The 24,751-nt window shown below is 40.5% G+C and carries 23 protein-coding genes and 1 other annotated feature; of the genes, 20 read left to right on the top strand and 3 right to left on the bottom strand.

The window, feature by feature from the left end; all coding sequences use genetic code 11:
* The first annotated feature begins 97 nt into the window (after positions 1–97).
* The 12 genes from polA (at position 98) to CSV70_RS05025 (ending at position 12,700) form a co-directional block, all read left to right on the top strand.
* A complete protein-coding gene (gene polA, locus CSV70_RS04970) occupies positions 98–2,722 on the top strand; it encodes a DNA polymerase I (protein ID WP_099628412.1) in 2,625 nt (874 codons plus the stop codon).
* A 9-nt stretch (positions 2,723–2,731) separates the two neighbouring features.
* A complete protein-coding gene (gene mutM / locus CSV70_RS04975; RefSeq protein WP_099628345.1) occupies positions 2,732–3,604 on the top strand; it encodes a bifunctional DNA-formamidopyrimidine glycosylase/DNA-(apurinic or apyrimidinic site) lyase in 873 nt (290 codons plus the stop codon).
* 12 nt (positions 3,605–3,616) lie between these two features.
* The gene (gene coaE, locus CSV70_RS04980; RefSeq protein ID WP_099628346.1) at positions 3,617–4,216 is read left to right on the top strand and encodes a dephospho-CoA kinase; all 600 of its coding nucleotides are present in this window, start codon (positions 3,617–3,619) and stop codon (positions 4,214–4,216) included.
* A 122-nt stretch (positions 4,217–4,338) separates the two neighbouring features.
* A complete protein-coding gene (locus tag CSV70_RS04985; RefSeq protein WP_085131197.1) occupies positions 4,339–5,361 on the top strand; it encodes a glyceraldehyde-3-phosphate dehydrogenase in 1,023 nt (340 codons plus the stop codon).
* A 115-nt stretch (positions 5,362–5,476) separates the two neighbouring features.
* Positions 5,477–5,944, top strand: a complete 468-nt coding sequence (nrdR, locus tag CSV70_RS04990) for a transcriptional regulator NrdR (protein ID WP_085131196.1) — start codon at positions 5,477–5,479, stop codon at positions 5,942–5,944.
* A gap of 33 nt (positions 5,945–5,977) precedes the next feature.
* The gene (locus CSV70_RS04995) at positions 5,978–7,339 is read left to right on the top strand and encodes a replication initiation and membrane attachment family protein (RefSeq protein ID WP_099628347.1); all 1,362 of its coding nucleotides are present in this window, start codon (positions 5,978–5,980) and stop codon (positions 7,337–7,339) included.
* A gap of 1 nt (position 7,340) precedes the next feature.
* A complete protein-coding gene (gene dnaI / locus CSV70_RS05000; RefSeq protein ID WP_099628348.1) occupies positions 7,341–8,282 on the top strand; it encodes a primosomal protein DnaI in 942 nt (313 codons plus the stop codon).
* Positions 8,283–8,385: 103 nt separating this feature from the next.
* Positions 8,386–8,617, top strand: a binding site (T-box leader).
* Positions 8,618–8,663: 46 nt separating this feature from the next.
* Positions 8,664–10,598, top strand: a complete 1,935-nt coding sequence (thrS, locus tag CSV70_RS05005; protein WP_099626788.1) for a threonine--tRNA ligase — start codon at positions 8,664–8,666, stop codon at positions 10,596–10,598.
* Between the two features lie 591 nt (positions 10,599–11,189).
* Positions 11,190–11,696, top strand: a complete 507-nt coding sequence (gene infC / locus CSV70_RS05010; RefSeq protein ID WP_143560400.1) for a translation initiation factor IF-3 — start codon at positions 11,190–11,192, stop codon at positions 11,694–11,696.
* A 32-nt stretch (positions 11,697–11,728) separates the two neighbouring features.
* The gene (gene rpmI / locus CSV70_RS05015; protein ID WP_085131191.1) at positions 11,729–11,929 is read left to right on the top strand and encodes a 50S ribosomal protein L35; all 201 of its coding nucleotides are present in this window, start codon (positions 11,729–11,731) and stop codon (positions 11,927–11,929) included.
* A gap of 42 nt (positions 11,930–11,971) precedes the next feature.
* Positions 11,972–12,331 (top strand): 50S ribosomal protein L20, encoded by a 360-nt coding sequence (gene rplT, locus CSV70_RS05020; RefSeq protein ID WP_085131190.1) that lies wholly within the window; start codon positions 11,972–11,974, stop codon positions 12,329–12,331.
* A 78-nt stretch (positions 12,332–12,409) separates the two neighbouring features.
* Positions 12,410–12,700 (top strand): DUF1294 domain-containing protein, encoded by a 291-nt coding sequence (locus tag CSV70_RS05025; protein ID WP_099626790.1) that lies wholly within the window; start codon positions 12,410–12,412, stop codon positions 12,698–12,700.
* 40 nt (positions 12,701–12,740) lie between these two features.
* Here CSV70_RS05025 and CSV70_RS05030 read toward each other — a convergent pair whose 3' ends face one another.
* Positions 12,741–13,121: a sigma-w pathway protein ysdB gene (locus CSV70_RS05030; RefSeq protein ID WP_099628349.1), complete on the bottom strand. Its 381-nt coding sequence runs from the start codon at positions 13,119–13,121 to the stop codon at positions 12,741–12,743.
* A gap of 93 nt (positions 13,122–13,214) precedes the next feature.
* Between CSV70_RS05030 and CSV70_RS05035 the strand changes: the two genes are divergently transcribed.
* The 5 genes from CSV70_RS05035 (at position 13,215) to CSV70_RS05055 (ending at position 19,248) form a co-directional block, all read left to right on the top strand.
* The gene (locus CSV70_RS05035; RefSeq protein ID WP_099628350.1) at positions 13,215–13,700 is read left to right on the top strand and encodes a dUTP diphosphatase; all 486 of its coding nucleotides are present in this window, start codon (positions 13,215–13,217) and stop codon (positions 13,698–13,700) included.
* A 122-nt stretch (positions 13,701–13,822) separates the two neighbouring features.
* Positions 13,823–14,311 carry a helix-turn-helix domain-containing protein gene (locus CSV70_RS05040; RefSeq protein ID WP_051210452.1) on the top strand — a complete coding sequence of 163 codons (489 nt, stop codon included), beginning with the start codon at positions 13,823–13,825 and terminating at the stop codon, positions 14,309–14,311.
* A 576-nt stretch (positions 14,312–14,887) separates the two neighbouring features.
* Complete coding sequence (locus CSV70_RS05045) at positions 14,888–15,871, top strand: zinc-binding dehydrogenase (RefSeq protein ID WP_099628351.1); 984 nt, start codon at positions 14,888–14,890, stop codon at positions 15,869–15,871.
* A gap of 34 nt (positions 15,872–15,905) precedes the next feature.
* A complete protein-coding gene (locus tag CSV70_RS05050) occupies positions 15,906–17,585 on the top strand; it encodes a formate--tetrahydrofolate ligase (RefSeq protein ID WP_099628352.1) in 1,680 nt (559 codons plus the stop codon).
* A gap of 181 nt (positions 17,586–17,766) precedes the next feature.
* On the top strand, positions 17,767–19,248 hold the full coding sequence (locus tag CSV70_RS05055) for a GGDEF domain-containing protein (RefSeq protein ID WP_099628353.1): 1,482 nt from the start codon (positions 17,767–17,769) through the stop codon (positions 19,246–19,248).
* Positions 19,249–19,307: 59 nt separating this feature from the next.
* Here CSV70_RS05055 and CSV70_RS05060 read toward each other — a convergent pair whose 3' ends face one another.
* Positions 19,308–20,999 (bottom strand): M3 family oligoendopeptidase, encoded by a 1,692-nt coding sequence (locus tag CSV70_RS05060; RefSeq protein WP_099628354.1) that lies wholly within the window; start codon positions 20,997–20,999, stop codon positions 19,308–19,310.
* 170 nt (positions 21,000–21,169) lie between these two features.
* On the opposite strand from CSV70_RS05060, the gene CSV70_RS05065 reads away from it, so the two are divergent.
* Positions 21,170–21,457, top strand: coding sequence for a DUF6509 family protein (locus CSV70_RS05065; protein ID WP_085131182.1), 288 nt, complete (start codon positions 21,170–21,172; stop codon positions 21,455–21,457).
* Between the two features lie 110 nt (positions 21,458–21,567).
* Positions 21,568–22,551, top strand: coding sequence for an NAD(P)/FAD-dependent oxidoreductase (locus CSV70_RS05070; RefSeq protein WP_099626798.1), 984 nt, complete (start codon positions 21,568–21,570; stop codon positions 22,549–22,551).
* Between the two features lie 117 nt (positions 22,552–22,668).
* Here the strand turns inward: CSV70_RS05070 and CSV70_RS05075 are convergent, their stop codons facing one another.
* Positions 22,669–23,697, bottom strand: coding sequence for an NADP-dependent oxidoreductase (locus CSV70_RS05075; RefSeq protein ID WP_233191757.1), 1,029 nt, complete (start codon positions 23,695–23,697; stop codon positions 22,669–22,671).
* Between the two features lie 278 nt (positions 23,698–23,975).
* Here CSV70_RS05075 and CSV70_RS05080 point away from each other — a divergent pair, with 278 nt between their 5' ends.
* On the top strand, positions 23,976–24,680 hold the full coding sequence (locus CSV70_RS05080) for a response regulator transcription factor (protein ID WP_085131180.1): 705 nt from the start codon (positions 23,976–23,978) through the stop codon (positions 24,678–24,680).
* Positions 24,681–24,751 lie beyond the last annotated feature (71 nt).

Below are 24,751 nucleotides of genomic sequence, written 5' to 3' on the forward strand. Positions count from 1 at the left end.
TATAAGTGCGTCATTTTCATTCGAGTTGCCAAACGTGGTAAACTAGATGAAAATGACGTTTTTTTATAGTGACGAACATGAAGGAGTGGGATGGATTTTGACGAAAAAGAAAGTCGTCTTATTGGATGGAAATAGCTTAGCCTATCGTGCATTTTTTGCTTTACCTTTATTAACGAATGAAAAAGGTGTGCATACCAACGCGGTATACGGCTTTACGATGATGTTAGAGACCATCTTAGCGAATGAAAAACCAACGCACGTAATCGTAGCATGGGATGCAGGTAAAACCACATTCCGTCATAGTACGTATACAGAATACAAAGGTGGACGTCAAAAAACACCACCCGAGCTTTCGGAACAGTTCCCGTATATTCGTAAACTAATTGAAGCTTTCGGCATCACGCAGTATGAACTTGATTTATATGAAGCGGATGACATTATCGGAACATTAAGCAGAGAGTGCAGTGATGCAGAAGCGGAAGTCGTTATCATTTCAGGAGATAAAGATTTAACGCAACTGGCGAATGATCAGACGACGGTATGTATTACAAGAAAAGGCATCACCGATCTTGAAAAATACACACCCGCGCATATCGAGGAAAAATATGGACTTGCACCATTGCAGATCATCGACATGAAAGGTTTGATGGGCGACGCGTCCGATAATATTCCAGGCGTACCTGGGATTGGCGAAAAAACTGCCATCAAATTGTTGAAGGAATACGGCTCTGTAGAAAATGTCTATGAATCGATAGAGCAAATCACCGCTAAGAAAATGAAAGAGAACCTCGTGAATAATAAAGACCAAGCATTCATGAGTAAAGAACTCGCGACGATTGAAGTTCACGCACCGATTACGGTGTCATTGGATGATATGGATTTTATCGGACGAAATGAAGAAGAAGTTATACAACTATATAAAGAATTACAATTTAAATCATTGCTTGAAAAGATGGATGTATTGGTCGAGGTTCAACCACTTGAAGAAATCAATGTTCATACCGTGGAAGAGATTACTTCAGAAATGCTGACGGACACGATGTCTTTGCACGTCGAGATCGATGGGGATAATTATTTATCTCAAGATATTTTAGGTATTGGTTTATCGAATGACACCGATACGTATTTCATTTCTACTGAATTAGCGACTTCATCTGATCTCTTTAGAAACTGGATGGCAGACCAGACAACATGTAAATATGTTTCGGATTCTAAATCAGCGTATGCAGCGATTGCACGACTTGGAATGGAACTAAATGGTGCAGAATTCGATCTCATGCTGGCGGCGTACATCGTCAATCCCTCCTTCTCGACAAATGAAGTCTCCGAAATTGCACGGTCGTTTGGCTATCATGGTGTGGAAAGTGATGAAGTGGTCTACGGTAAAGGGGCTAAACGAACTGTGCCGCAATTGGAACAACTTGCCAACCATACTGCGAGAAAAGCGCATGCGGTGTGGGAGTTATATCCAGTCGTCACAAAACAATTAGCGGACAATGAACAGCAAGATTTATTCCATGACCTGGAATTACCGTTAGCGAAGATACTTGGGAAAATGGAAGTAACGGGTGTGAAAACGGACGTAGGTGTGCTGAGAACGATTGGTGAGCAATTATCTGAACGTCTGGCGATAATTGAGAAGACGATTTATGAAATGGCTGGCGAGAAATTCAATATTAATTCGCCTAAACAGCTTGGTGTCATTTTATTTGAAAAAATCGGTTTGACGCCTATCAAGAAAACGAAGACGGGCTACTCGACAGCTGCGGATGTGCTAGAGAAGCTCGAAAGCGAACATGAAATCATTCAACATATTTTACTATACAGACAGCTCGGTAAATTAAACTCAACCTATATTGAAGGGCTGACAAAAGAAATTCATGAAGATGGAAAGATTCATACAAGATTCCAGCAGGCTTTAACACAGACTGGGAGATTGAGCTCGATCAATCCGAACTTGCAAAATATCCCGATTCGTTTGGAAGAAGGGCGCAAAATACGCGCAGCTTTCGTTCCATCTGAAACAGAATGGATTATGTTTGCGGCCGACTATTCACAGATTGAGTTGCGTGTACTTGCACATATTTCGCAAGATGAAAAATTAATTGAAGCATTCCGCCAAGGTGCGGACATTCATACTAAAACGGCAATGGACGTGTTTGGTGTCAAGGAAGAGGACGTCGATAGCAATATGCGACGCGCAGCAAAAGCTGTCAACTTTGGTATCGTCTACGGCATCAGTGATTATGGATTATCACAGAGTTTAAATATTAACCGGAAAGAAGCAGCGACATTCATCGATACGTATTTAGCAAGCTTCCCAGGCGTCAAACAGTATATGGATGACAGTATTACGGATGCCAAGCTAAAAGGCTATGTCACGACACTATTAAAACGTAGACGTTATTTGCCGGATATCACGAGTTCGAATTTCAACTTGCGAGGTTTCGCGGAACGTACAGCGATGAATACACCGATTCAAGGAACGGCGGCAGACATCATTAAACAAGCGATGATCGATATGGATGCCAGACTTGAAAAAGAAAATATGCAAGCGCGTATGTTACTACAAGTGCATGATGAATTGATCTTTGAAGCGCCAATGGAAGAGCTGGAGAAATTAAAAGAAATCGTGCCGGAAGTCATGGAACAAACGATTCAACTCGACGTTCCGTTGAAAGTCGATTGGAATTATGGCAAGTCTTGGTACGAAACAAAGTGAGTGATATATATGCCAGAATTACCGGAAGTAGAAGGAGTGGTGCGCGATCTTGCACCGCTCGTGGAAGGGCGGACGGTTAAACGACTTTCTGTATCGGATACCGTGGTTATTTCTAAAACTGCTGGAAAAGAAACGATTATTAAAGGAAAATCTGTGGACGACTTTCTTCACGGTATGGAGCACATGCAAATCGAGAAAATTGTACGTCGCAGTAAATATATTTATTTTCATTTATTGAAAGGAAATGAACCATACTTACTCGTCAGCCATCTTGGCATGACGGGTGCATGGTTTGTCGTAAACTCTCCTGATGAAATTACAGAAGAGAAGTTTCGGAAACATGCACATGTCTTTTTAGAAATGGAAGATGGCGGATTACTCGTCTACTCGGATATACGAAGATTCGGCGAAATGCGTCTACTACAGGCGGAAGGAGATTTTCCCCCTTTATTAGAAATGGCACCCGAACCTTTTTCCGATGAAGCGCTAGACCATTTTTTATCGATGGCAGAAACTCCGAAGTATAAAAGAAAACCTATCAAAGAAGTGATCATGGATGGAAAAGTCATTTCAGGATGCGGCAATATTTACGCTACAGAAGCACTGTTTCATATGAAAATACATCCGGGTCGTACAGCAGAACGAATTAGCAAGAAGCGTAAAATTTTATTGTTTGATGAGATTGTACGTGTTTTGCAAGAAAGTATCGACGCAGGAGGCAGTACAATATCTGATTATCGTTCAGTGAACGGCAACGCGGGAACGATGCAGGATCGACTGCATATGTACGGTAAAAAAACATGTGTAGCATGCGATACACCGACTAAAAGTAAGCAGATTGCAGGCAGAACATCTGTCTATTGTCCAGCATGCCAAAAATAAGGAGTGGTGCACATGATTATCGGATTGACGGGAAGTATTGCAAGCGGGAAAAGTACGGTAGCCAACATGTTGCGTGAAAAAGGTTACCCTATTGTCGATGCGGATGTAATCGCGAGGGAAGTTGTTGAGCCAGGCAGCCCATTACTTGATAAAATTCAACAGACATTCGGTGAAGAAGTAGTACGTGAAGATGGTACACTAAATCGCGAACAGCTTGGCGCCATTATTTTTGGCGATGAAGTGAAACGGCGACAGTTAAATGAATTGATGCATCCTGCAATTAGAGGACGAATGATCAGTCAGAGAGAAGACTACGTTACACAAGGCTATCAAACCGTCATTATGGACATCCCATTACTTTTTGAAAGTAAACTTCAGGAGTATGTGGAGAAGATCGTCGTCGTGTCGGTCACGAAGCAAATTCAAAAGCAGAGACTGATGGCTCGCAATGAATGGACAGAACAAGAAGCGGCTGCCAGAATCGCGTCCCAGTTAGATCTGAATATCAAAGAACAGGGCGCTGACGCGGTTATTTATAACAACGATACATTGGAAGAAACCGAAAAGCAGTTGGATGCAATCCTTGAAAACTGGCAAGCTGTGCCGAGATAAATGATAGAGGGAATTAATTTGTAAATTTATTGTGTAATAGTGTTGGCATAATGATAAAATGTGTTATACTAATGAACGATTAAAGATATAAAGTATAACATACATGCAGGAGGATCCCTTTAATGACTACAAAAATTGCAATTAACGGACTCGGCCGTATTGGACGGATGGTATTCCGCCAGATTATTAAAGAAGATGATGTGAATCTAGTTGCTGTCAATGCGACATATCCAGCTGAAACGATTGCACATCTCTTGAAATATGACTCAACACACGGAGTTTTCGATGGTGAAATCGTAGCGGAAGAAAACGCGATCATTATCGACGGCAAACGTGTACAGTTAATTTCTGAGCGTGACCCTTCGAAATTACCTTGGAAAGAACTTGGTGTAGATATCGTTATAGAATCAACAGGTGTATTCAACTCACGTGACAAAGCAGCACTTCATTTGGAATCCGGTGCAAAGAAAGTAATTTTAACAGCACCAGGTAAAAATGAAGACGTAACCGTTGTGATCGGCGTGAATGACGACAAATTAGACGTTACTAAACAAAGTGTAATTTCTAATGCTAGTTGTACGACAAATTGTTTAGCGCCAGTTGCAAAAGTATTGAATGATGAATTCGGTATTGTAAATGGCTTAATGACAACTGTCCATGCATATACGAATGATCAGAAGAACCTGGACAATCCCCATAAAGACTTGCGTCGCGCGCGTTCTTGCGGAGAGTCCATCATTCCTACTTCAACAGGTGCTGCAAAAGCTTTGTCTCTTGTACTCCCTGAGCTTGAAGGAAAGATTCATGGTTTGGCATTGCGTATTCCGACACCGAATGTATCCCTTGTGGACTTGGTAGTGGACGTAGAAAAAGATGTAACGGTTGAAGAAGTGAACAACGCGTTCCGTAAAGCAGCAGAAGGCCCGATGAAAGGCATTCTTCGCTTTACTACAGAGCCTCTTGTATCGATCGATTTCAATACGACAACAGAATCCGCAACACTTGACGGCCTTTCTACTATCGTCATGGGCGATCGTAAAATCAAAGTGCTTGCTTGGTATGATAATGAATGGGGTTATTCAGCACGTGTTGTGCAATTGGCGAAAAAAGTCGCTTCTGCATTAACGGACAAAGTAACTTCTTAATGAACGAATTGGCACTTCATCTTATGGGATGAAGTGCTTTTCTGTGTCCGTTTGTTGTTGTATGGATAGTTTCTGTTATAATGAAAAGTACTAATGAAATGCGGAGGAACTAACTATGTTATGTCCAGCTTGTCACTACAACGGTACACGTGTAATAGATTCACGGCCTGCGGAAGAAAACCGCTCCATTCGACGAAGACGTGAATGCGAAAAATGTAGTTTTCGTTTCACGACTTTTGAAAAAGTAGAGCATTCTCCGTTAGTTGTCGTAAAGAAAGATAAGACGCGAGAAGAATTCAGCAGTGAAAAGTTGCTGAGAGGATTAATTCGTGCTTGTGAAAAACGTGCGGTACCGATCGAACAATTAAAAGATATCGTGGCTTCTATCGAAAAAGAACTAAGAAGCTCAGGAAATGTCGAAATAGATTCCGAACAAGTAGGAGAAATGGTGATGGAACGATTAGTGGATGTGGATGAAGTGGCATATGTACGATTTGCGTCTGTCTACCGCCACTACAAAGACATCACCATCTTTATAGACGAGTTGCAACAATTGCAAAACAGGAAAGATGAACAAGAGTAAGTTGTTGATCTAGAAGGGGAGGCGATTGTTTAAATGCTTTATACCGAGTTGCAGCCTGTCGATTCCTTCGAAGTAAAGTTAGCACATCCTTTTTCTGCGTATGATCGGCAGATGCTAACGCTATTTTATCAGCCACTTATCGGTCCCGAGGCGATCAGTCTGTTTATGACTCTTTGGACAGATGCGGAAAGCAAGGAACCGCAAGAACATACCCACTATTATTTGATGAATATGTCTTCTTTCCCACTTCAATCCATTTTTGAAGCGAGGATTTCATTGGAAGCTATTGGATTATTACGTACGTATAAGAAAAAACAAGAAATAGATAAGCGGTCTTTCCTATACGAGCTATTACCGCCGCTCGATGCATCTTCTTTCTTCAACGATCCGCTTTTGTCTACATTTTTATTCAGTAAAATCGGAGAGCAGCCCTATCGTCAGTTGCGTGACCGGTTTTTAGAGAAACCTATTGCAAAAGATGAGTATCAAGATATATCACGGACGTTTTTAGATGTCTATAAACCAGCAAGAGGCGATCAGGCGATGGAATTGACTGCAGGTATGCAATTTCAAGGGAAAAGTGAGCCTCCTGGCATACCGTTTTACGTATTGAATTTTAATTTTGATTTATTTTATAACGGACTATCCGATCAAATGATTCCTAAAGCTTCTTTGCGCTCTATTTCTCAAGAAATGATCGCGATGCTAGCTTTCTTGTATTCACTCAGTCCGCTTGATATGCAAAAAGTCGTGATGATTGCAATGGACGAAAACCATCAGCTGACAGAAGAAAAAGTTCGTAAGGCGGCTGCGGAGTTTTATAAGATGAATACATCAAAGCAACCACCAAAATTACAGTCGGTGTTTACACAACCGGTAGTCGACGAAGAGCCTAAAGAAAATATGAGTCGTGACGAAGAATTGCTATTTTATTTGGAACATACACCACCAAAAGAGATGTTACGTAAAGTAAGTAAAAAAGAACCATTCCTTGTAGATATTCAGCTTGCTGAACGATTAATCAATCTGCATAAATTCCCAGTGGGTGTCGTCAATGTCTTGCTACAATATGTCATGCTACGTAATGATGGAAAAATCACTAGTAGTTTTGTGGAACGCATTGCTTCCCATTGGGCGAATAAACAAGTAAATGATGCTAAAACAGCTTTGAAGTTATCAAGGGAAGAACATGATCAATACATGAAATGGCTTAAAGAAGGGAAGCAGTCGACACCGAGAAGTCGAAAGCCAACCCGGGAAGAAAAAGTTCCAGAATGGTTTTCCAAGCGCGATAAAAAGAATAAGAAATCCGAAAAGCCTGATGACTTCAATGTGGAAGAAGAACGCCAGAAGTTATTGAAAGAATTGGGGATTCAAGAATCAGAGGTGAAATAACATGGAACGAATTGGGGATGCGATGAAACGCGTAGTGAATGCTCCTTCATTAGCCCAGAAATACGACGAGCTTCGAACGGAAGTGATGGAAGACCCGGCTGTACAAAAATTTATTAGCGATCATTCCGATGAAGTCAATACAGAAGTGGTCAACCGCAGTCTAGGTAAATTATATGAATTCACAACGGCTTCTCACGCATGTGAGCGCTGTCCGAATCTCGATGGATGTATTAATGTCATGAAAGGCTTTGAGCCGAAATTAGTCATCTCACAGCGCCTTATTGATATTGATTACGTAGTCTGTCCAACTAAGCAGTTGGAAGATGAACGTAGAAACATCTCGAAAATGGTGAACAGTATGTACATGCCTAAAGAAGTGATGGAAGCGCGCCTGTCTGACGTGAACTTCCTCTCTGAAGATAGTCGCGTGATCGTAATGCGCGCCGCGAAAGACTTCTTGAATCAAATTGAATCTACCGGTAAAGTCCCTGAAAGAGGCTTCTATTTATTCGGTAACTTCGGTATTGGAAAATCATTCATTTTAGGTGCGTTGGCGAATGAACTGGCAACTAGACGTATACAGACTGTTGTAGTATATGTGCCGGAGTTTCTGCGTGAAATGAAGCAATCTATCCAAAACCAAACATTGGACGAAAAAATTGAGTTTGTAAAAAGGGCTCCTGTCTTGATGCTGGATGATATAGGAGCAGAAACGATGTCAACGTGGACACGCGATGAAGTGCTAGGCACGATTTTGCAGTACCGTATGGCGGAAAAGTTACCTGTATTCTTCACATCCAATTTTGATTATAATGAATTAGAACATCATCTGACAACGAGTCAGCGCGGGGAAAAAGAGCCGATTAAAGCTGCACGAATTATGGAGAGAATCCGCATGGTCAGCCAGCCATTCAAACTGGGCGGGGAGAACTGGCGAGATTAATCTTTCATTATAAAATGGTTTTGTTGAAAGAATTACTAAATTATACTTGCAATTACGCTCAGACTTTTCTATACTATTACACAGTTCAACATTCATAACATATTACAATGCATCGAAGAGGACAATAATTTATTTTTTCACCTTTCCAGAGAACAGGGGCATGGCTGAAACCCTTGTAGGCAGAAGATAAATTTACCACCTCCGAGCAGCATCAGTGAAATTGAGTAGCTGATGACGGTAACGGCCCGTTAGCCGATCGAAAGCTTCGGTCTTTTCGCGTTTTTGCGAATGGAAGGAAGAAGGGTGGAACCACGAGCTCAAGCCTCGTCCCTTTAGGGATGAGGCTTTTTTGCGTTCAAAAAAAGAAAGGGAGTCATACACATGCCAGAAAATATTCATTTAACATTTCCAGATGGAGCAGTAAAAGAATTTGAAGACGGTGTTACTACAGAAGAAATTGCAGGCTCCATCAGTCCTGGATTGCGTAAAAGCGCATTGGCAGGGAAAATCGGAGATCAGCTGATCGATTTGAAATCACCAATCCATGCAGATGGAGATATTAGTATCATTACTCCAACTTCAGATGAAGCATTGGAAATTCTGCGCCATAGTACGGCTCACCTTTTAGCACAAGCCGTCAAACGCAAATTCCCGGATGCGAAACTTGGAATAGGTCCTACTATCGAAAATGGGTTCTATTATGATATCGATTCACCTACACCCATCACAGCAGAAGATCTACCTGAATTAGAAAAAGAAATGAAACGCATCATTGGCGAAAACTTGCCGATCATTCGTCACGATGTATCGCGTGCAGAAGCCGAAAAGCGCTTTAAAGAAATTGACGATGAATACAAATTGGAACTTCTTGAAGCGATTCCTGAAGATCAACAAGTGTCAATCTATGAACAAGGTGAATTTTTCGACTTATGCCGTGGTATCCACGTCCCGTCTACAGGTAAACTAAAAGAATTTAAATTGTTAAGCATTGCCGGCGCTTATTGGAGAGGGAACTCTGATAACAAAATGCTTCAACGTATTTACGGAACAGCTTTCTTCAAAAAAGACGAGCTAAAAGAACACTTGCGTATGCTCGAAGAAGCGAAAGAACGAGATCACCGTAAAATCGGTAAAGAACTGAATCTCTTTACGAATTCACAAAAAGTTGGACAAGGTCTTCCACTCTGGTTGCCAAAAGGCGCTACAATTCGACGCGTAGTAGAGCGTTATATTGTGGATAAAGAAGAAAGACTAGGCTATCAGCACGTCTATACTCCGGTACTTGGAAGTGTAGAGCTCTACAAAACGTCAGGTCACTGGGATCACTATCAAGATGGCATGTTCCCAACAATGAGCATGGACAACGAAGATCTGGTTTTACGTCCAATGAACTGCCCTCATCACATGATGATTTACAAAAATGGGATTCATTCGTACCGTAACTTGCCTCTTCGTTTGGCAGAACTCGGCACTATGCACCGCTATGAAATGTCCGGAGCGCTTTCCGGTCTTCAGCGCGTACGTGGAATGACATTGAACGATGCGCATATCTTCGTGCGGCCTGATCAGATTAAAGAAGAGTTTAAACGTGTCGTCATGTTGATCATCGAAGTGTACAAAGACTTCAATATTAAAGATTATTCATTCCGTCTATCATATCGCGATCCTGAAGATACAACGAAATACTTTGATGACGATGAAATGTGGGAACGCGCACAAGCTATGTTAAAAGAAGCGATGGATGAGATGGGGCTTCCGTATACAGAAGAAGAAGGCGAGGCAGCATTCTACGGTCCAAAATTGGATGTACAAGTAAAAACAGCGATTGGAATGGAAGAAACACTTTCCACTGCACAACTGGACTTCTTATTACCTGAGCGCTTCGACCTTACGTATATCGGAGAAGACGGCAAGCAACATCGTCCAGTCGTAATCCATAGAGGCGTTGTGTCAACAATGGAACGATTTGTTGCCTTCTTAATTGAAGAATACAAAGGAGCTTTCCCAACATGGTTAGCACCAATTCAGGTAGAACTTATCCCAGTATCACCCGACGTTCACTTTGATTATGCAGAGGACGTAAAAGAGAAACTGATAATGGCTGGGTTCCGAGTAGATGTGGACAGCCGAGACGAGAAGATTGGTTATAAGATCCGTGAAGCACAAGTACAAAAGGTTCCTTATATGCTTGTTCTAGGAGATCGTGAAATGGAAGCCGGCGAAGTCAATGTTCGTAAATACGGTGAACAAAATTCTGAAAGCATGTCATTCGACGCGTTCCTTGAGTTAATTAAAAAAGACGTGAAGAAAGACTAATAGAAAGAAGTAAGTAACGTAGATCCGTTTTTTAAAATCGAGTCTTCCCACTTCTAAAGGCTTCATACAAACAGTCAGCGTAGCAAAGAGACAGCCAGGAAGATCTTCCTGGCTAGTTTCATGGGAGAAGCCAAAAACATGCGTCAAAGTGGATTTAAAGCTGTTTTCATTTGGCTTTTCAAAAATGCTGAAAAAAGTAGTTGCAATCCCATTTATAATACGCTATACTTTAAAAGTTGAATTAATTCAAACATAACCTGTGCATCCGACAATGAGATTTGCAGAGTTATTGACACTTGATACTAAAGATGTTATTATTAATAAGGTTAACTGAATACAGTTTGTGGTATAAGAAGAGGCTACCCGCTTCTCACCTGATCGACGCAATGAAGTTGTTGCCAGGTTAGCACAATAAGTTTATAACTATGCGTACGAGCATAGTATACTTACGCGGGTAGACAAATCATATTTGTCTACTTTTTTTATTTTGTAAAATGGATAGACCTATGGGACTTTAAATCGGAATTTCCGATATACCAAAACGTGTATTCACGAGACAATATTCGGAGGTGGATTACTATTAGCAAAGACATGTACGTAAATGATGGTATCAGAGCACGTGAGTTGCGATTAATCGATCACAACGGCGAACAACTCGGTATCAAAACACGTAATGAAGCTTTAGAAATTGCTGCTCAAGCAAACCTGGACTTAGTTCTTGTTGCTCCACAAGCGAAGCCCCCAGTAGCTCGTGTTATGGACCATGGAAAGTTCAAGTTCGAACAGCAAAAGAAAGAGCGTGAAGTACGTAAGAACCAAAAGATCATCAACGTAAAAGAAGTTCGACTTAGCCCTACAATTGATGAGCATGATTTCCAAACGAAACTTCGTAACGGAATCAAGTTCCTTGAAAATGGGGATAAGGTGAAAGCTTCGATTCGTTTCCGCGGTCGTGCGATTACGCATAAAGAAATTGGCCAACGAGTACTTGATCGCTTTGCAGAAGCTTGCAAAGAAGTAGCAACTGTTGAAGTTAAACCCAAAATGGAAGGTCGGAGCATGTTCTTAATACTTGCCCCACTTGCCGAGAAACAGTAACAGTAACACGAACAATTTAGGAGGAACAGAACATGCCAAAAATGAAAACTCACCGCGGTTCCGCGAAACGTTTCAAAAGAACTGGATCTGGTAAATTAAAACGTGGCCGTGCTTACACAAGTCACCTATTTGCTAACAAATCTACGAAGGCTAAGCGTCACTTACGTAAGTCTTCACTAGTTTCTTCAGGCGATTACAAGCGTATTCGCGAAATGCTAACAAACATGAAGTAAGATCGAACACACACTTATAGGATAAGCAGGAGGTAATGCACTATGCCACGCGTAAAAGGTGGAACAGTAACGCGCAAGCGTCATAAAAAAGTATTGAAATTAGCAAAAGGTTATTTCGGTTCAAAACATAGACTTTATAAGGTAGCAAACCAACAGGTAATGAAATCTTATAACTATGCTTACCGTGATCGTCGTAACAAAAAACGTGACTTCCGTAGACTATGGATTACACGTATCAACGCGGCTGCTCGTGTGAATGGTATTTCATACAGCACATTAATGCACGGCTTGAAAGTAGCTGGCATCGATGTTAACCGTAAGATGCTTGCAGAACTTGCAGTGACAGATGCATCAGCATTTGCACAACTTGCAGAGACAGCAAAAAAATCTGTAGCAAAATAAGATGAACCAAAATCCACTTTCGTTTTCATTCTTATATGGAAATGAAAGTGGATTTTTTCGTATGGAGGAATGGCTGAAATGGCACAAACTCTATTGATTTATATGGTCATCCTATCACTCTGGGCATTTGGGGCAATGGGATACGATAAACGACAAGCTAAAAAGAAACAGCAACGTGTGCCTGAAAGAAATTTATGGTTATTGGCACTGCTTGGTGGTGGAGTGGGTGCGTACTTTGGTATGCAATTCTTTCATCACAAAACAAGAAAGACCCATTTCCGTATTGGATTTCTACTTTTGATGATGATCGACATCGTGCTATTACTAGCGGTATATGGTGTAAAAGTACCAACAGCTATTACATTTTAATATAAAAAAGGAAATAGCTTTTTCGGCTATTTCCGTTTCATCAAGATTTCATTAATTGTTCAATTGGGTTCTTCCAGTTGATTTCAGCATGAGGATAATTCGTCCGAACTTCAGATTCGAGAAAAAGAAAATCTTCTTTCGTCATACCTTGTAAATTCGCTTCATTTTTCACCCAAATGAAAATGGAAACTACATCAAAGGAATCAGTTGTGGTGCCTAGATATTTCTCACCTTCAAACATCGCACCTTTATACGTAATAAAGAAATTTTTACGGATATTTTTCACGTCATCATAAAAATAATAGTGTTCTTTTTCATACGCTTCGTCCAGCTTTCGCTTAGCATCTGTCAAATAGCGAATGCCGGCATAAAATAAATAAATAACCAATGCTATAATGAAGACGCGGATCAATAAAACCATGAAATCAGCTCCTGCAAACGATATAGTACTGTACTATACGGATGAGTAGGGGAAAAGGTTTCACTTTATAGCGAAATGGTGGAGGGAATTTAATTGAAATTACATCAACTATTTGAAATGCAAAGAGCGCTCGATACATATATTCAAAAAAATCATCAAACGAAGGAAACATTTACTGAAAGAGGTTTGGCATTATTAGTCGAACTTTCCGAGTTGGCTAACGAAACACGTTGTTTTAAATTCTGGAGCACAAAAGGTCCTTCAGCAGATCATGTCATTTTAGAAGAGTATGTGGATTCTATCCACTTCTTATTATCTTTAGGAATTGAAAAAAACTTTGACGGATTGGAAGAATGGCCAACACGTGATGTTAAAGAGCAAAATCTTACACAACAGTTTATTCAAACGGGTCAATCTATTTATACATTCTTGGATTCATTAACATTTGAAGATTATAAAGAGATCTGGGTGAATTACGGAGCACTTGCGAATACGCTCGGTTTTACTGAAGATCAAATTATTCAAGCATATATTGATAAAAATGAAGAAAACTACGCACGTCAAAGAAGCGGCTACTAATTGGTATCAGTGGCTTCATCGCAATTTTAACTTTAGTAAAAATTTCATAAATAAATAAATTGACAAAAAGACTGTTTTGATAATAAAATTAATACAATACAGGTCATACAGGGGGTATTTCGTTGAACGAATGGAGTAAGGATGATTTTGGATTGCGTTTAAAGGCACTGAGAGAACGTCGAGGACTATCGATGATGGCATTTGGAGCGGCAATTGGCACATCAGCTAGTCGAATTAAAGATTGGGAGCGTGGTAAGAACGCACCATCTGCTGCATGGATCGCTAAAATTTCCGAGCGTTTTTCTGTTTCTACCGACGAGCTGATTATGGGTGAAGTAACATTTACTCCGTATTTCAAAGCGACAGGTAATACAGTAGAATCACTTTATGATCGTCTTCGTGAAACGATGAATGTCGAATCCTCTGGTAAATGGCCAACAGAAATTGATGAGCTATATGCAGAAATCGACGCAGTGAATAAAGAGAAGTACCGAAGCGGAAAAGGACGTCGATCGGCTGAGAAAGAACTAATGGAGTTAGCGATCCGTCTTCCTAAGAAAGATGTACTAGAATTACTTGAATTAGCTAAATATAAAAGACGCACACTATAAAAATGGCCCTAGAAGTGATTATACTTCTAGGGTTATTTTTGTATAATCTGAAGCTTAAAATCTAAATAGGGTAAGTATAATGAATAAGTTTGAGAGTACGAGGGGGATGGAAGCTCCAGTCGGCGGACGCTTTCCCACGGACCGTGCGGTGAGCTCGCCAAGTCGAAAGCTCCTTCTGAATGTCTCACCTGTCGGGCTTGATCCTCCCTGAGTCACCCTAACTTCCGATTGAATCCTGCATAAATAGATGTAGATCATTTACTGGCAGTAGAGTGGTTATTGTTGTAGTCTTTGAACTTATTCTTGGCTTAAGTGTAGATCCAGATCAGTACTATTTACTATCCTGACTTTAATGCTTAACAAAAAGTAACTACTATTTACTGTGCAGGGATTTCCGTTCCGAGCGGCGACTCCCGCAGGAAAGCGTCCGCTCGGAACGGAAATCCCCTACCCAACACCATGTCAGTGACTTCCTCTAATACAAAATAATGAATAATCAAATAGCATGAAATGTAGGAAAATAGAATGAAATACGTTATGATAGAATCGTAGATAAACCTAAGGAGGATGAGTTGATTGAAAGCATTCGTTCATGAAAATGGTGAGCTGCACTATACAGATATCGCCGATCCCTCAGCTGGAAACGGTGAAGTAATTGTCGCATTGAAAACAGCAGGATTAAATCGACGTGATACGGCTATACCCAAACGACGTGGAGACGCTAAAGAACCACTGGTACTAGGGTCAGACGGCGCAGGCACGATTGAATCAATCGGAGAAGGTGTAACTGGTTGGAACATAGGCGACGAAGTCATAATTAATCCTTCCCTTCGCTGGTTCGAAGAAAGCGACGCGCCTCCAGCTGAATTTGATATTCTAGGTATGCCGAATCATGGTACATTTGCTGAGAAGATTTGCATATCCTCAGAACAGTTAGAGAAAAAGCCGACACATCTCACATGGAATGAATCTGCAGTTATCGCTCTAGCGGGACTTACAGGTTATCGGGCACTAGTGACGAGGGGCCAAATAGAAGAAGGGCAAACCGTCTTTATTCCTGGAGCAGGAAGTGGAGTCGCGACCTATATGATTCAATTTGCAAAGAAAATGGGAGCGCGTGTTATCGTGACGTCTAGAAGTGAAGAGAAAAGAAATCACGCAATGAACATCGGTGCGGATATAGCAATCGATACGAATAGCGATTGGCCTACAGAACTAAAAGATGAACGTGTGGATCTTGTGATTGAGAGTGTGGGAAGGGCAACATTCAATCGTTCTCTTGAAATTCTTAAAAAAGGCGGTCGGATCGTAGTATTTGGTGCCACTACAGAAGATACCGTCGAACTGAACTTACGTGATTTCTTTTATGGTCAGTATTCGTTACTAGGCACTACGATGGGAAGTCGGGAAGAATTACGGGATATGTTAGCGTTAGTTGAAGAGCATCAACTCCATCCTGTTATTGATTCAGTGATTCCTCTTGAAAAAACAAGTGAGGCATTTACTATGCTGGATGACAGTGTACAATTTGGTAAAATCGTTTTAGCTATTTCGAAATAAACAACATAACCGGTATAGAGAGGCAGTGGAAGTAGTGACGAAAGAAGTTAAGACTCTGACAGATTTGGAAATCGCATCAAAAGCAACTATGCAACCAATTGAAAACATAGCAGACAAAGCAGGAATTCCATTGGATGCGTTAGAGCGATATGGTAAATACAAAGCGAAGATCAATGTAGACCTCATTCCAAAAAATACTTCACAAGCGAAAGTCGTACTTGTAACTGCTACGAGTCCAACACCAGCAGGAGAAGGGAAATCGACAGTGACAGTAGGTCTTGGTGATGCACTTTCCCGTTTAGGTAAGAAAACAATGATTGCATTGCGTGAACCGTCGTTAGGGCCGGTAATGGGTGTCAAAGGTGGAGCGACGGGTGGCGGCTTCTCTCAAGTACTGCCTATGGAAGACATCAATTTGCACTTCACTGGAGACCTTCATGCCATTACAACGGTTAATAATGCGTTGAGCGCGATGATTGATAACCATTTGCACCAGGGAAATATGTTACACATCGATCCTCGTCGTATTACATGGAAACGCGTCATGGATATGAATGACCGTGCGCTTCGTCATGTGACGATTGGGTTAGGTGGGCCATCACAAGGCGTGCCACGGGAAGACGGTTTTGATATTACAGTAGCGTCCGAAATTATGGCTGTATTCTGTCTGGCGACTAGCTTACAAGACTTGAAAGAGCGCTTGTCCGAAATTGTGATTGGCTATACGTATGAAAAAGAAGCTGTGACTGTGCGTGATTTAGGCGTAGAGGGTGCGTTGACGCTTCTGCTTAAAGATGCATTCAAACCAAATCTCGTTCAAACGATCGAAGGCACACCCGCTCTAATTCACGGTGGACCATTTGCAAATATTGCGCATGGCTGTAACTCGTTGATCGCAACAAATACAGCGCGTAATCTGGCTGACTATGTCGTGACAGAAGCAGGGTTTGGATCAGATTTAGGTGCAGAAAAGTTTATGGATATTAAAGCGCGCATCGGTAAATTCCAGCCGGATGCAGTCGTTCTTGTGACAACGATTCGTGCGCTTAAAATGCATGGCGGAGTAGCGAAGCAGGAATTAAAAGCGGAGAATAGTCAAGCTGTAGAAAAAGGTTTAGTTAATTTGGAAAAGCATATTGAGACGATTCTATCGTTCGGCGTGCAACCTGTCGTCGCGCTTAATCATTTTGTAGGGGACTCTGATAGTGAATTGCAGATAGTCCAGAAGTGGTGTCAGGACCATGACGTAAAAATGGCTTTAACGGATGTATGGCAAGACGGTGGAGCAGGCGGAGAAGCATTGGCGAAAGAAGTCTTAAAAGTGATGGAAGAGCCAAATAATTTCGCGCCAATTTATGAAGTAGAGCAATCAGTAGAAGAAAAACTCACAGCGATTGTTCAAAAAGTATATGGTGGCACAGGCGTTTTATTTACCGATCAGGCAAAGAAAGATTTAGCGGAAATCAAAAAGAATGGCTGGGATCTGTTGCCAGTCTGTATGGCGAAGACGCAGTACTCGTTTTCTGATGATCCCAAAAAGTTAGGACGTCCAACAGACTTTACGATCACCATCCGCAATATTTTACCGAAACTTGGTGCTGGATTCTTAGTTTGTTTGACAGGCGATATTATGACGATGCCTGGTTTACCAAAAAAACCAGCAGCGCTCAATATGGATGTCGATTCGGCTGGTAATGCGAAAGGGTTAATGTGATTTTTACTATAGTTGTGAAATGAAAAGCAAAGAGCCTATACGGCTTTTTGCTTTTTTATAAATAAAGTAAAAAAAGTAAGTAAAGTAAAAAATATCATATCGTACGGTTCTAATGGCCTAGATCTATGCTATACTATTGTCAGATGTTTTACTGGATGAAAGCGTGAAGGGGTGCCATGAAGTGGATAAGAATTTTCGTATAAAGTTAACGGGTATCCTGATTTCTTTCACGTTGCTTTTGTCATTGATTATTGTCATAGCAGATTATATTCGACTGAAAAAGAACGTGGAAATGGGTTTAGAAATACAAATTCAAATGGCGGAAGATGAAATCATAACAAGTCTTGTCACAATCGATAAAGTATATAATCTACTAGATATTGAACGCGCAGAAAACATGAAAGAATACTCATACAGCTTACTCGAAAAATACGAAAAACAACCTAATTTTTTAAAATGGGATTTTCAAGCTTTGAGAGCAGAAAGCGGTATGGATATCTTTATTATTGATAAAAACAACGAAGTGATTGCAAGCAGTTATACACCCGATATAGGATTGAATTTTAATGAATGTTGCGCGAGATTCAGCTCTTTATTAACGGAACGAAGGGAACTTGGCATATTTTCTCACGATGCACTTGATATTCAACAGGAAACAGGAGAATTTAAGAAATTCAGTTATATGCCAACGCCGGATAAGAATTACATAATTGAGTTGGGGTATTACCTGGAAGACAAACTGGTCTTTAAGGAATTCAACTTTTTAGATACGATGAGTAGATTAGAAAGTGAAAACGAACAGATTAAGTCAGTGAATGTATATAATTATTTAGGTTTATTGTTAGGGGAGCGAGAGATAGGCAAAGAAGAGAAAATCAATCCTTCCAGAAGAGCGGTTTTCGAAGCATCCTATAAAAACTTTGAAATTAAAGAAACAACTGTTAAAGAAGAAGGCAAACTCATAACCTATAGATACATACCATATAAAGCGGATACAGTACCTGGATTATCTACTAATAGGGTAGTCGAAATTGCGTATCATGATGTGCCTTTTTCAAGAGTTCTAACTTCGTACCGTAATCAATTTCTATTCCAAACGGTAGCGATCTCTATCATCACAATTATCTTGTCCATTGTTCTTGCTAAAATGATCGCAAAACCTGTTCATCTTGCATTCCATGATGTATTGACAGGATTAAAGAACAGGGCGGCATTTGAAGATGCCGCAGTAAAATGGCTTCATCAAAAAAGAGGTCCATTACAGTTCATGATTATTGATTTAGATAATTTCAAATCCGTAAATGATTCTTTAGGGCATGGAGAAGGCGATAAATTATTAGTCCGAGCCGCAAAAATTATTGATAAAGAAAGCGGAAAAGATCAGTTGGCCGCTCGAATCGGCGGTGATGAGTTTGTGGTTCTGTTTTCACGCATGACTATCGATGAAGTCACAGAACGGGCGAACAGTATGCTTGAAGCAATGAGAGAGTCATTCAGCTATTTGGAAAATGATCATATTCATTTATCTATCAGTATTGGAATTGCAATAGCGGAAAAGACAGATACTATTCATACACTTTATCATAAAGCCGATCTCGCTTTATACGATTCGAAGAAAAAAGGCAAAGATCAATATTCTTTATACCACGCGGTTGAGTCCTAAAAAGGATGTACAGAAAGTCGTCAAACGACATTCTGTACATCCTTTTGTATTGCTTATAATCAAAAGATCTTATGTTCAACTAGCCAATCACTAACGAAATCCATGATTGACTCAACCGTCCCATCTTCAAATGGTGACTTCAAGTGTGCCGTTGCAACAAGCTCTAAAAATGATTTACTTCCACCTAATTGACACAGTGCCAAATAATCCGTCCATGCACCATCGAAGTCATCTAAGGATCGTTGCCAAAATTGGAGCGCACAGATTTGTGCCAAAGCATAATCAATGTAATAAAACGGCACTTCATAGATATGACCTTGTCTCTGCCAAAAACCACCTTGTTCTAAATAGGGATGTCCATCATAATCCCGATTAGGTAAATAAATGGTTTCAAGATCTTTCCATACCGCTTTACGTTCACTTGGTGTCATGTCAGGATGGTCATAGATGCGTTGCTGAAACTCATCTACCGCAACTCCATATGGTAAAAACAATACACTTTCAAGTAAATGTGCATAACGATAACGTTCTGCATCGCTACCAAAAAAGCGATCCATCCAAAACCAAGTGAAAAACTCCATACTCATGGAATGAATTTCTGCAGCTTCAGTCGTTGGCCAAATGTATTCGGGGATGCCAATCGAACGGCTTGAATATACTTGGAATGCATGGCCTGCTTCATGCGTCAACACGTCAATATCACCTGAAGTTCCATTAAAGTTAGAGAAAATGAACGGAGAATCATAATTATCTATAAATGTACAATAGCCGCCAGCCTCTTTGCCTTTTTTTGCCACCAAATCCAATAAATTTTTACGTTTCATATAATCAAAAAAACGTCCGGTTTCACGCGATAGCTCTTGATACATTTTTTGCCCATTTTCCAAAATCCATTCAGGGGAACCTTTAGGTTGAGGGTTTCCCTCGGGGTAATGCAATGGTTCATCATAGAACTTCATTTCAGAAATCCCTATTCGTCGCCTTTGCATACCTCGAATCTTCTCAGCTAATGGCACTACATGTGTCCGAATCTGATTTCGGAAGTGTTCCATCATATGTACATCATAGCCGATCCGGTCCATACGAATATATCCTAGTTCTGTAAAGTTTTTAAATCCGAGTGTTGTAGCGATTTCATGACGTACTGCAACGAGACGATCAAAAATTCTATCAAAATGAACTTCATTTGACGCGTAAAAGTCAGCAGTGGCATTCATAGCATCTTTTCTAACCGAGCGATCAAGTGACTCTTTAAATGGTCCAAGTTGTGCCAATGTCAGCGTTTTACCTTGAAACTCGATTTGTGCTGAAGCGACGAGGTTGGAGTATTCGGAAACTAATTTGTTTTCTTGCTGTAAAAGAGGCAAGACTTCATCTGAATACGAACGAATGGCATTTTCCGCAAGCTTAAATAGCTGTGGGCCCCATTTATCTTCTAATTGTGCTCGAAAAGGCGTAGAGATTACAGCTTGGTAATAATCGCTTTGCAAAGCTTGAAATTGAGGACCAATCTCATCAAAATAATCCCGTTCATCTTGATAAAATTTATCATTCGTATCAATCGAAGAACGGATATACATGATGTTTTCTGCTGTACTGTAATCACTCGTCAACATGTTTATATGCTCCATTATTGCGGCTTGATCTTCAAATGAGTTTGCTTGTTTAAACTGTTCAAGTGCAGTCTTGAATTCTGTTTGCAGTTTTTCGATATCCGGGCGAGTATACTCATACTCTTCAAAAGTAAGCATTGCACTCCTCCTCGTTTCTATATAATGTAACTATCCCTTCATTTTCTAGCAACCAGTAAAGAAAAGCAAACTATTTATCGAAAGTGACGTTCATAAATTGCCACAATCTTATGAAATGATGTAGGATAGAGAGAGTAAACTCTAAGTGAGCGGGAAGAAGGAGAAATTGAATGCAAATAGTAAATGGTAAAGTACAAGAACTGGTAGATCCAACAGGTATTATCGACGGTCAGCGCTACGAATTTCTATTGACAGTTAAGCTAGATGAAGAAGATGAACTGTTCAAAGAAGAGGGTACTGGCTTACGTATGCTATATTCTGTGAAGGATGGCCAACGAAAGATGCTTACGTACCAATTTTATGAATTGGCAACGGAAAGCCCATTTGACGTGGAGTGGGACGAAGAAGAACAAGCATCAGCAGAGCAATTCTGCACAGAACATTTTCCTGAAATCTGAATACAAAATAGATGTTTTTCTCTTTCGTATAGGGGATAATAGACTAGAGAAACATAAGTGGTACACCCCAATAGCTTCTCATTAAAGAATTAATTATAGGAGTGTTTTAAATGAATCATGAAATAGTGGATATTACGATTATCGGCGGAGGCCCAACTGGATTATTCTCTTCGTTCTACGCGGGTATGCGTGAGATGTCTGTCAAAATTATCGATAGTTTGCCACAGCTTGGCGGCCAATTAATCGAGCTATATCCTGATAAATACATTTATGATGTAGGCGGATTCCCTAAAATCTTGGCGAAAGATTTAGTGGCAAACTTAGTGACGCAAGCGCACTATGCAAAACCTGAAATTTGTTTAGGAGAAGCGGCATTGTCCATAGAAAAGAAGGATGACCACTTTGTTTTAACAACTGACAAAGGACAGCATTTGACACGGACTATTTTGTTAACTGCGGGAATTGGTGCTTTTCAACCGCGTAAAATCGGTTTGAAAGAAGAACCGATTTTTGAAGGCAAAACATTGCACTACGGTATTAAGGACTTGTCTATGTTTAAAGATCAGAATATCTGTGTTTGTGGCGGGGGAGACTCTGCACTAGACTGGGCATTGATGCTTGAAGATATCGCAAGCGAGGTAACGCTTGTTCACCGTAGAGAACGTTTCACTGCGCATGAAACCAGTGTCAATCAATTGCGCGAATCTAGTATTACTGTTTTAACTTCACATGCTGTAAGTGAGTTACATGGCGACGGAGATACATTAGATAAAGTCATTTTAAAGGAAAAAGACGGCAGCGTGAAAGAACTAACATTTGATCATGTAGTAGTCAATTACGGCAACATTTCCTCACTCGGTCCTTTGAAAGACTGGGGCTTAGATATGGATCGTAATTCGATTAAAGTGAACTCTCGCATGGAGACGAATATCGAAGGCATATATGCAGCGGGTGACGTCACAACATACGATGGCAAAGTGAAATTGATTGCAGTAGGTATGGGCGAAGCGCCGGTTGCCATCAGCCACGCGAAAGCGTTCCTCGATCCGAAAGCAAAAGTGCAACCATTGCACAGTACGAGCGTATTCGGTTAATAAAAACTATGCACCTTGTATGGAGATTTTTTCACTGTACAAGGTGTTTTCTATGCAAGTAATATAAAAGGCTATCCCGGGAATTACTCGAGATAGCCTTTTTTCATTGCATTCTGTTTAGTGCTTTGTTGTTTCATAATCAGCGACTTTGACCAGTTGTTTTCCTAAATTGGTTCCATCGAATAACCCAAGAAACGCATCTGGAATATTGTCAAAGCCTTCGACAATCGTTTCTTCATACTTCAACTTGCCTTCTGATAGCCATTTACCTAAATCAGTGGATGCAGTAGCGAAGTCTGCCGCATAATCTCCTATTGTAAAGCCTTTCATCAAAGCGCTTGTTTTGATCATTGTAGATTGAAGACGAGGACCGATGTCTTGTTGTTCTTTATTGTAAGAGGAAATAGCACCGCATAACGCAATTCGCGCATGTTTATTTAGTAATGTAAAGACTGCATCCGTCACTTCGCCGCCGACATTGTCAAAGTAGACATCTACACCGTCAGTGGCAACTTTAGCTAAGTCTTCTTTAAAGCTGTCTAATTTATAATTGACAGCCTCATCAAATCCGAGTTCATTTTTTAAATACTCGATTTTTTCTTGAGAACCTGCAATTCCGATCACTTTGGCACCTTTCATTTTGGCGATTTGGCCTACTACTGAACCAACTGCTCCGGCAGCGCCAGAAACGACGACAGTTTCACCTTCTTGCGGTTTACCGATATCGAGTAAACCGAAGTATGCAGTGAGCCCTGTCATACCAAGGATGCCTAGATGTGTAGTGATCGGGGCGATATTTGGATCGACTTTACGTACTTCTTTCTCGGAAGCTGCCGTATATTCTGCCCAATTCAAATTTCCTACAACGAAATCTCCTGGTTTGAATGAATCGGAAGTAGATTTTGTTACTTCACCAACGACTCCTCCAGTAATCACTTCATCCAGTTTAAATGGAGGGATATAAGATTTCGCATCTATCATTCTTCCTCGCATGTACGGGTCAACTGATACATATAGCGTACGAATCAGAACTTCATGGTCTTTCAGCTCAGGCATAGGTTTTTCCACAAAATTGAAAGCTTCCATAGTAGGCAAGCCTTTTGGTCGGTTAGCTAAATGAATTTCTCTTTGCATTGCTAGTGTCATAAAAATTCCTCCTGTGTAATCAATATTTCAACTTATCAACTAACTAAAAGTAAGCTTAAGTACAAGGTTACTAGCATGAAGTACCGATGTCAATTAATTGCACTGACATGAAAATTCGGCTGTACATATAGTATCAGGCCAAGTCATTTAATTTGAATGAACCTCATACTGTATTTACAACAAAAAAGATTTGAGTGGACATTTTCTTGACGTCAAAGTAGAGTAGAGACGTAGACTTTCAGAAAAATTAATGATCTAGCGGTAAAGGAGCTAACCAAATGAAAAAGATTTTGGTTGTGGAAGATGAACAGTCAATAGCTACTCTTTTGCAATACAACTTGGAGCAGGCAGGATACACTGTGTATATAGCCCGAGATGGTAATACAGCCATTGCAATGACGCTTTCTGAAGAACCGGATTTACTATTGCTCGATATTATGCTGCCCGGCATGGATGGCATGGATGTATGCAAAAAACTTCGCCAAGAAAAAATTCATACACCCATTTTAATGTTGACAGCGAAAGGGGATGAATTCGATAAAGTCCTTGGGCTGGAACTTGGAGCAGATGATTATTTAACAAAACCATTTAGCCCACGAGAGGTACTTGCGCGTGTAAAAGCTATCTTGCGCAGAATAGAGTTACAGAATTCTGCACAAGTAAAAGAACTGGGAACGGAACTAAGTAATGGACGTTTACTAGTTTATCCAGATCGAATTGAAGCCTTTTTGGATGGAAGCCCCTTGGAATTGACTCCTAAAGAATTTGAGCTGCTTTTATACTTAATGCGACATTCAGGTAAAGTACTACACCGTGAGCAGTTGCTAAATGCGATATGGAATTATGACTACACTGGAGATTCTCGTATCGTAGATGTTCATATTAGTCACCTGAGGGAAAAAATTGAACCGGATACAAAAAGTCCAGTCTATATTAAGACTGTCAGAGGATTTGGTTATAAATTCGAAGAAGTGACAAACTGAATATTTTTGATACATACGAAGGCTAAAGACAAACCATAAAGGGTTGTGTCGTTGGCCTTTTATTAATGTTT

The sequence above is a fragment of the Sporosarcina sp. P25 genome (assembly GCF_002743235.1).
In the GTDB taxonomy this organism is placed as follows: domain Bacteria; phylum Bacillota; class Bacilli; order Bacillales_A; family Planococcaceae; genus Sporosarcina; species Sporosarcina ureae_B.

What these genes read in the sequence shown, in the direction of transcription:
- CSV70_RS05030 (WP_099628349.1), bottom strand. Translation starts at nt 13,121, where the DNA reads ATGGTTTTATTGATCCGCGTCTTCATTATAGCATTGGTTATTTATTTA.
- infC (WP_143560400.1), top strand. Translation starts at nt 11,190, where the DNA reads ATGTACGTAAATGATGGTATCAGAGCACGTGAGTTGCGATTAATCGAT.
- rpmI (WP_085131191.1), top strand. Translation starts at nt 11,729, where the DNA reads ATGCCAAAAATGAAAACTCACCGCGGTTCCGCGAAACGTTTCAAAAGA.
- CSV70_RS05070 (WP_099626798.1), top strand. Translation starts at nt 21,568, where the DNA reads ATGAATCATGAAATAGTGGATATTACGATTATCGGCGGAGGCCCAACT.
- mutM (WP_099628345.1), top strand. Translation starts at nt 2,732, where the DNA reads ATGCCAGAATTACCGGAAGTAGAAGGAGTGGTGCGCGATCTTGCACCG.
- CSV70_RS05025 (WP_099626790.1), top strand. Translation starts at nt 12,410, where the DNA reads ATGGCACAAACTCTATTGATTTATATGGTCATCCTATCACTCTGGGCA.
- coaE (WP_099628346.1), top strand. Translation starts at nt 3,617, where the DNA reads ATGATTATCGGATTGACGGGAAGTATTGCAAGCGGGAAAAGTACGGTA.
- thrS (WP_099626788.1), top strand. Translation starts at nt 8,664, where the DNA reads ATGCCAGAAAATATTCATTTAACATTTCCAGATGGAGCAGTAAAAGAA.
- CSV70_RS05075 (WP_233191757.1), bottom strand. Translation starts at nt 23,697, where the DNA reads ATGACACTAGCAATGCAAAGAGAAATTCATTTAGCTAACCGACCAAAA.
- dnaI (WP_099628348.1), top strand. Translation starts at nt 7,341, where the DNA reads ATGGAACGAATTGGGGATGCGATGAAACGCGTAGTGAATGCTCCTTCA.
- rplT (WP_085131190.1), top strand. Translation starts at nt 11,972, where the DNA reads ATGCCACGCGTAAAAGGTGGAACAGTAACGCGCAAGCGTCATAAAAAA.
- CSV70_RS05080 (WP_085131180.1), top strand. Translation starts at nt 23,976, where the DNA reads ATGAAAAAGATTTTGGTTGTGGAAGATGAACAGTCAATAGCTACTCTT.
- CSV70_RS05065 (WP_085131182.1), top strand. Translation starts at nt 21,170, where the DNA reads ATGCAAATAGTAAATGGTAAAGTACAAGAACTGGTAGATCCAACAGGT.
- CSV70_RS05060 (WP_099628354.1), bottom strand. Translation starts at nt 20,999, where the DNA reads ATGCTTACTTTTGAAGAGTATGAGTATACTCGCCCGGATATCGAAAAA.
- nrdR (WP_085131196.1), top strand. Translation starts at nt 5,477, where the DNA reads ATGTTATGTCCAGCTTGTCACTACAACGGTACACGTGTAATAGATTCA.
- CSV70_RS04995 (WP_099628347.1), top strand. Translation starts at nt 5,978, where the DNA reads ATGCTTTATACCGAGTTGCAGCCTGTCGATTCCTTCGAAGTAAAGTTA.
- CSV70_RS04985 (WP_085131197.1), top strand. Translation starts at nt 4,339, where the DNA reads ATGACTACAAAAATTGCAATTAACGGACTCGGCCGTATTGGACGGATG.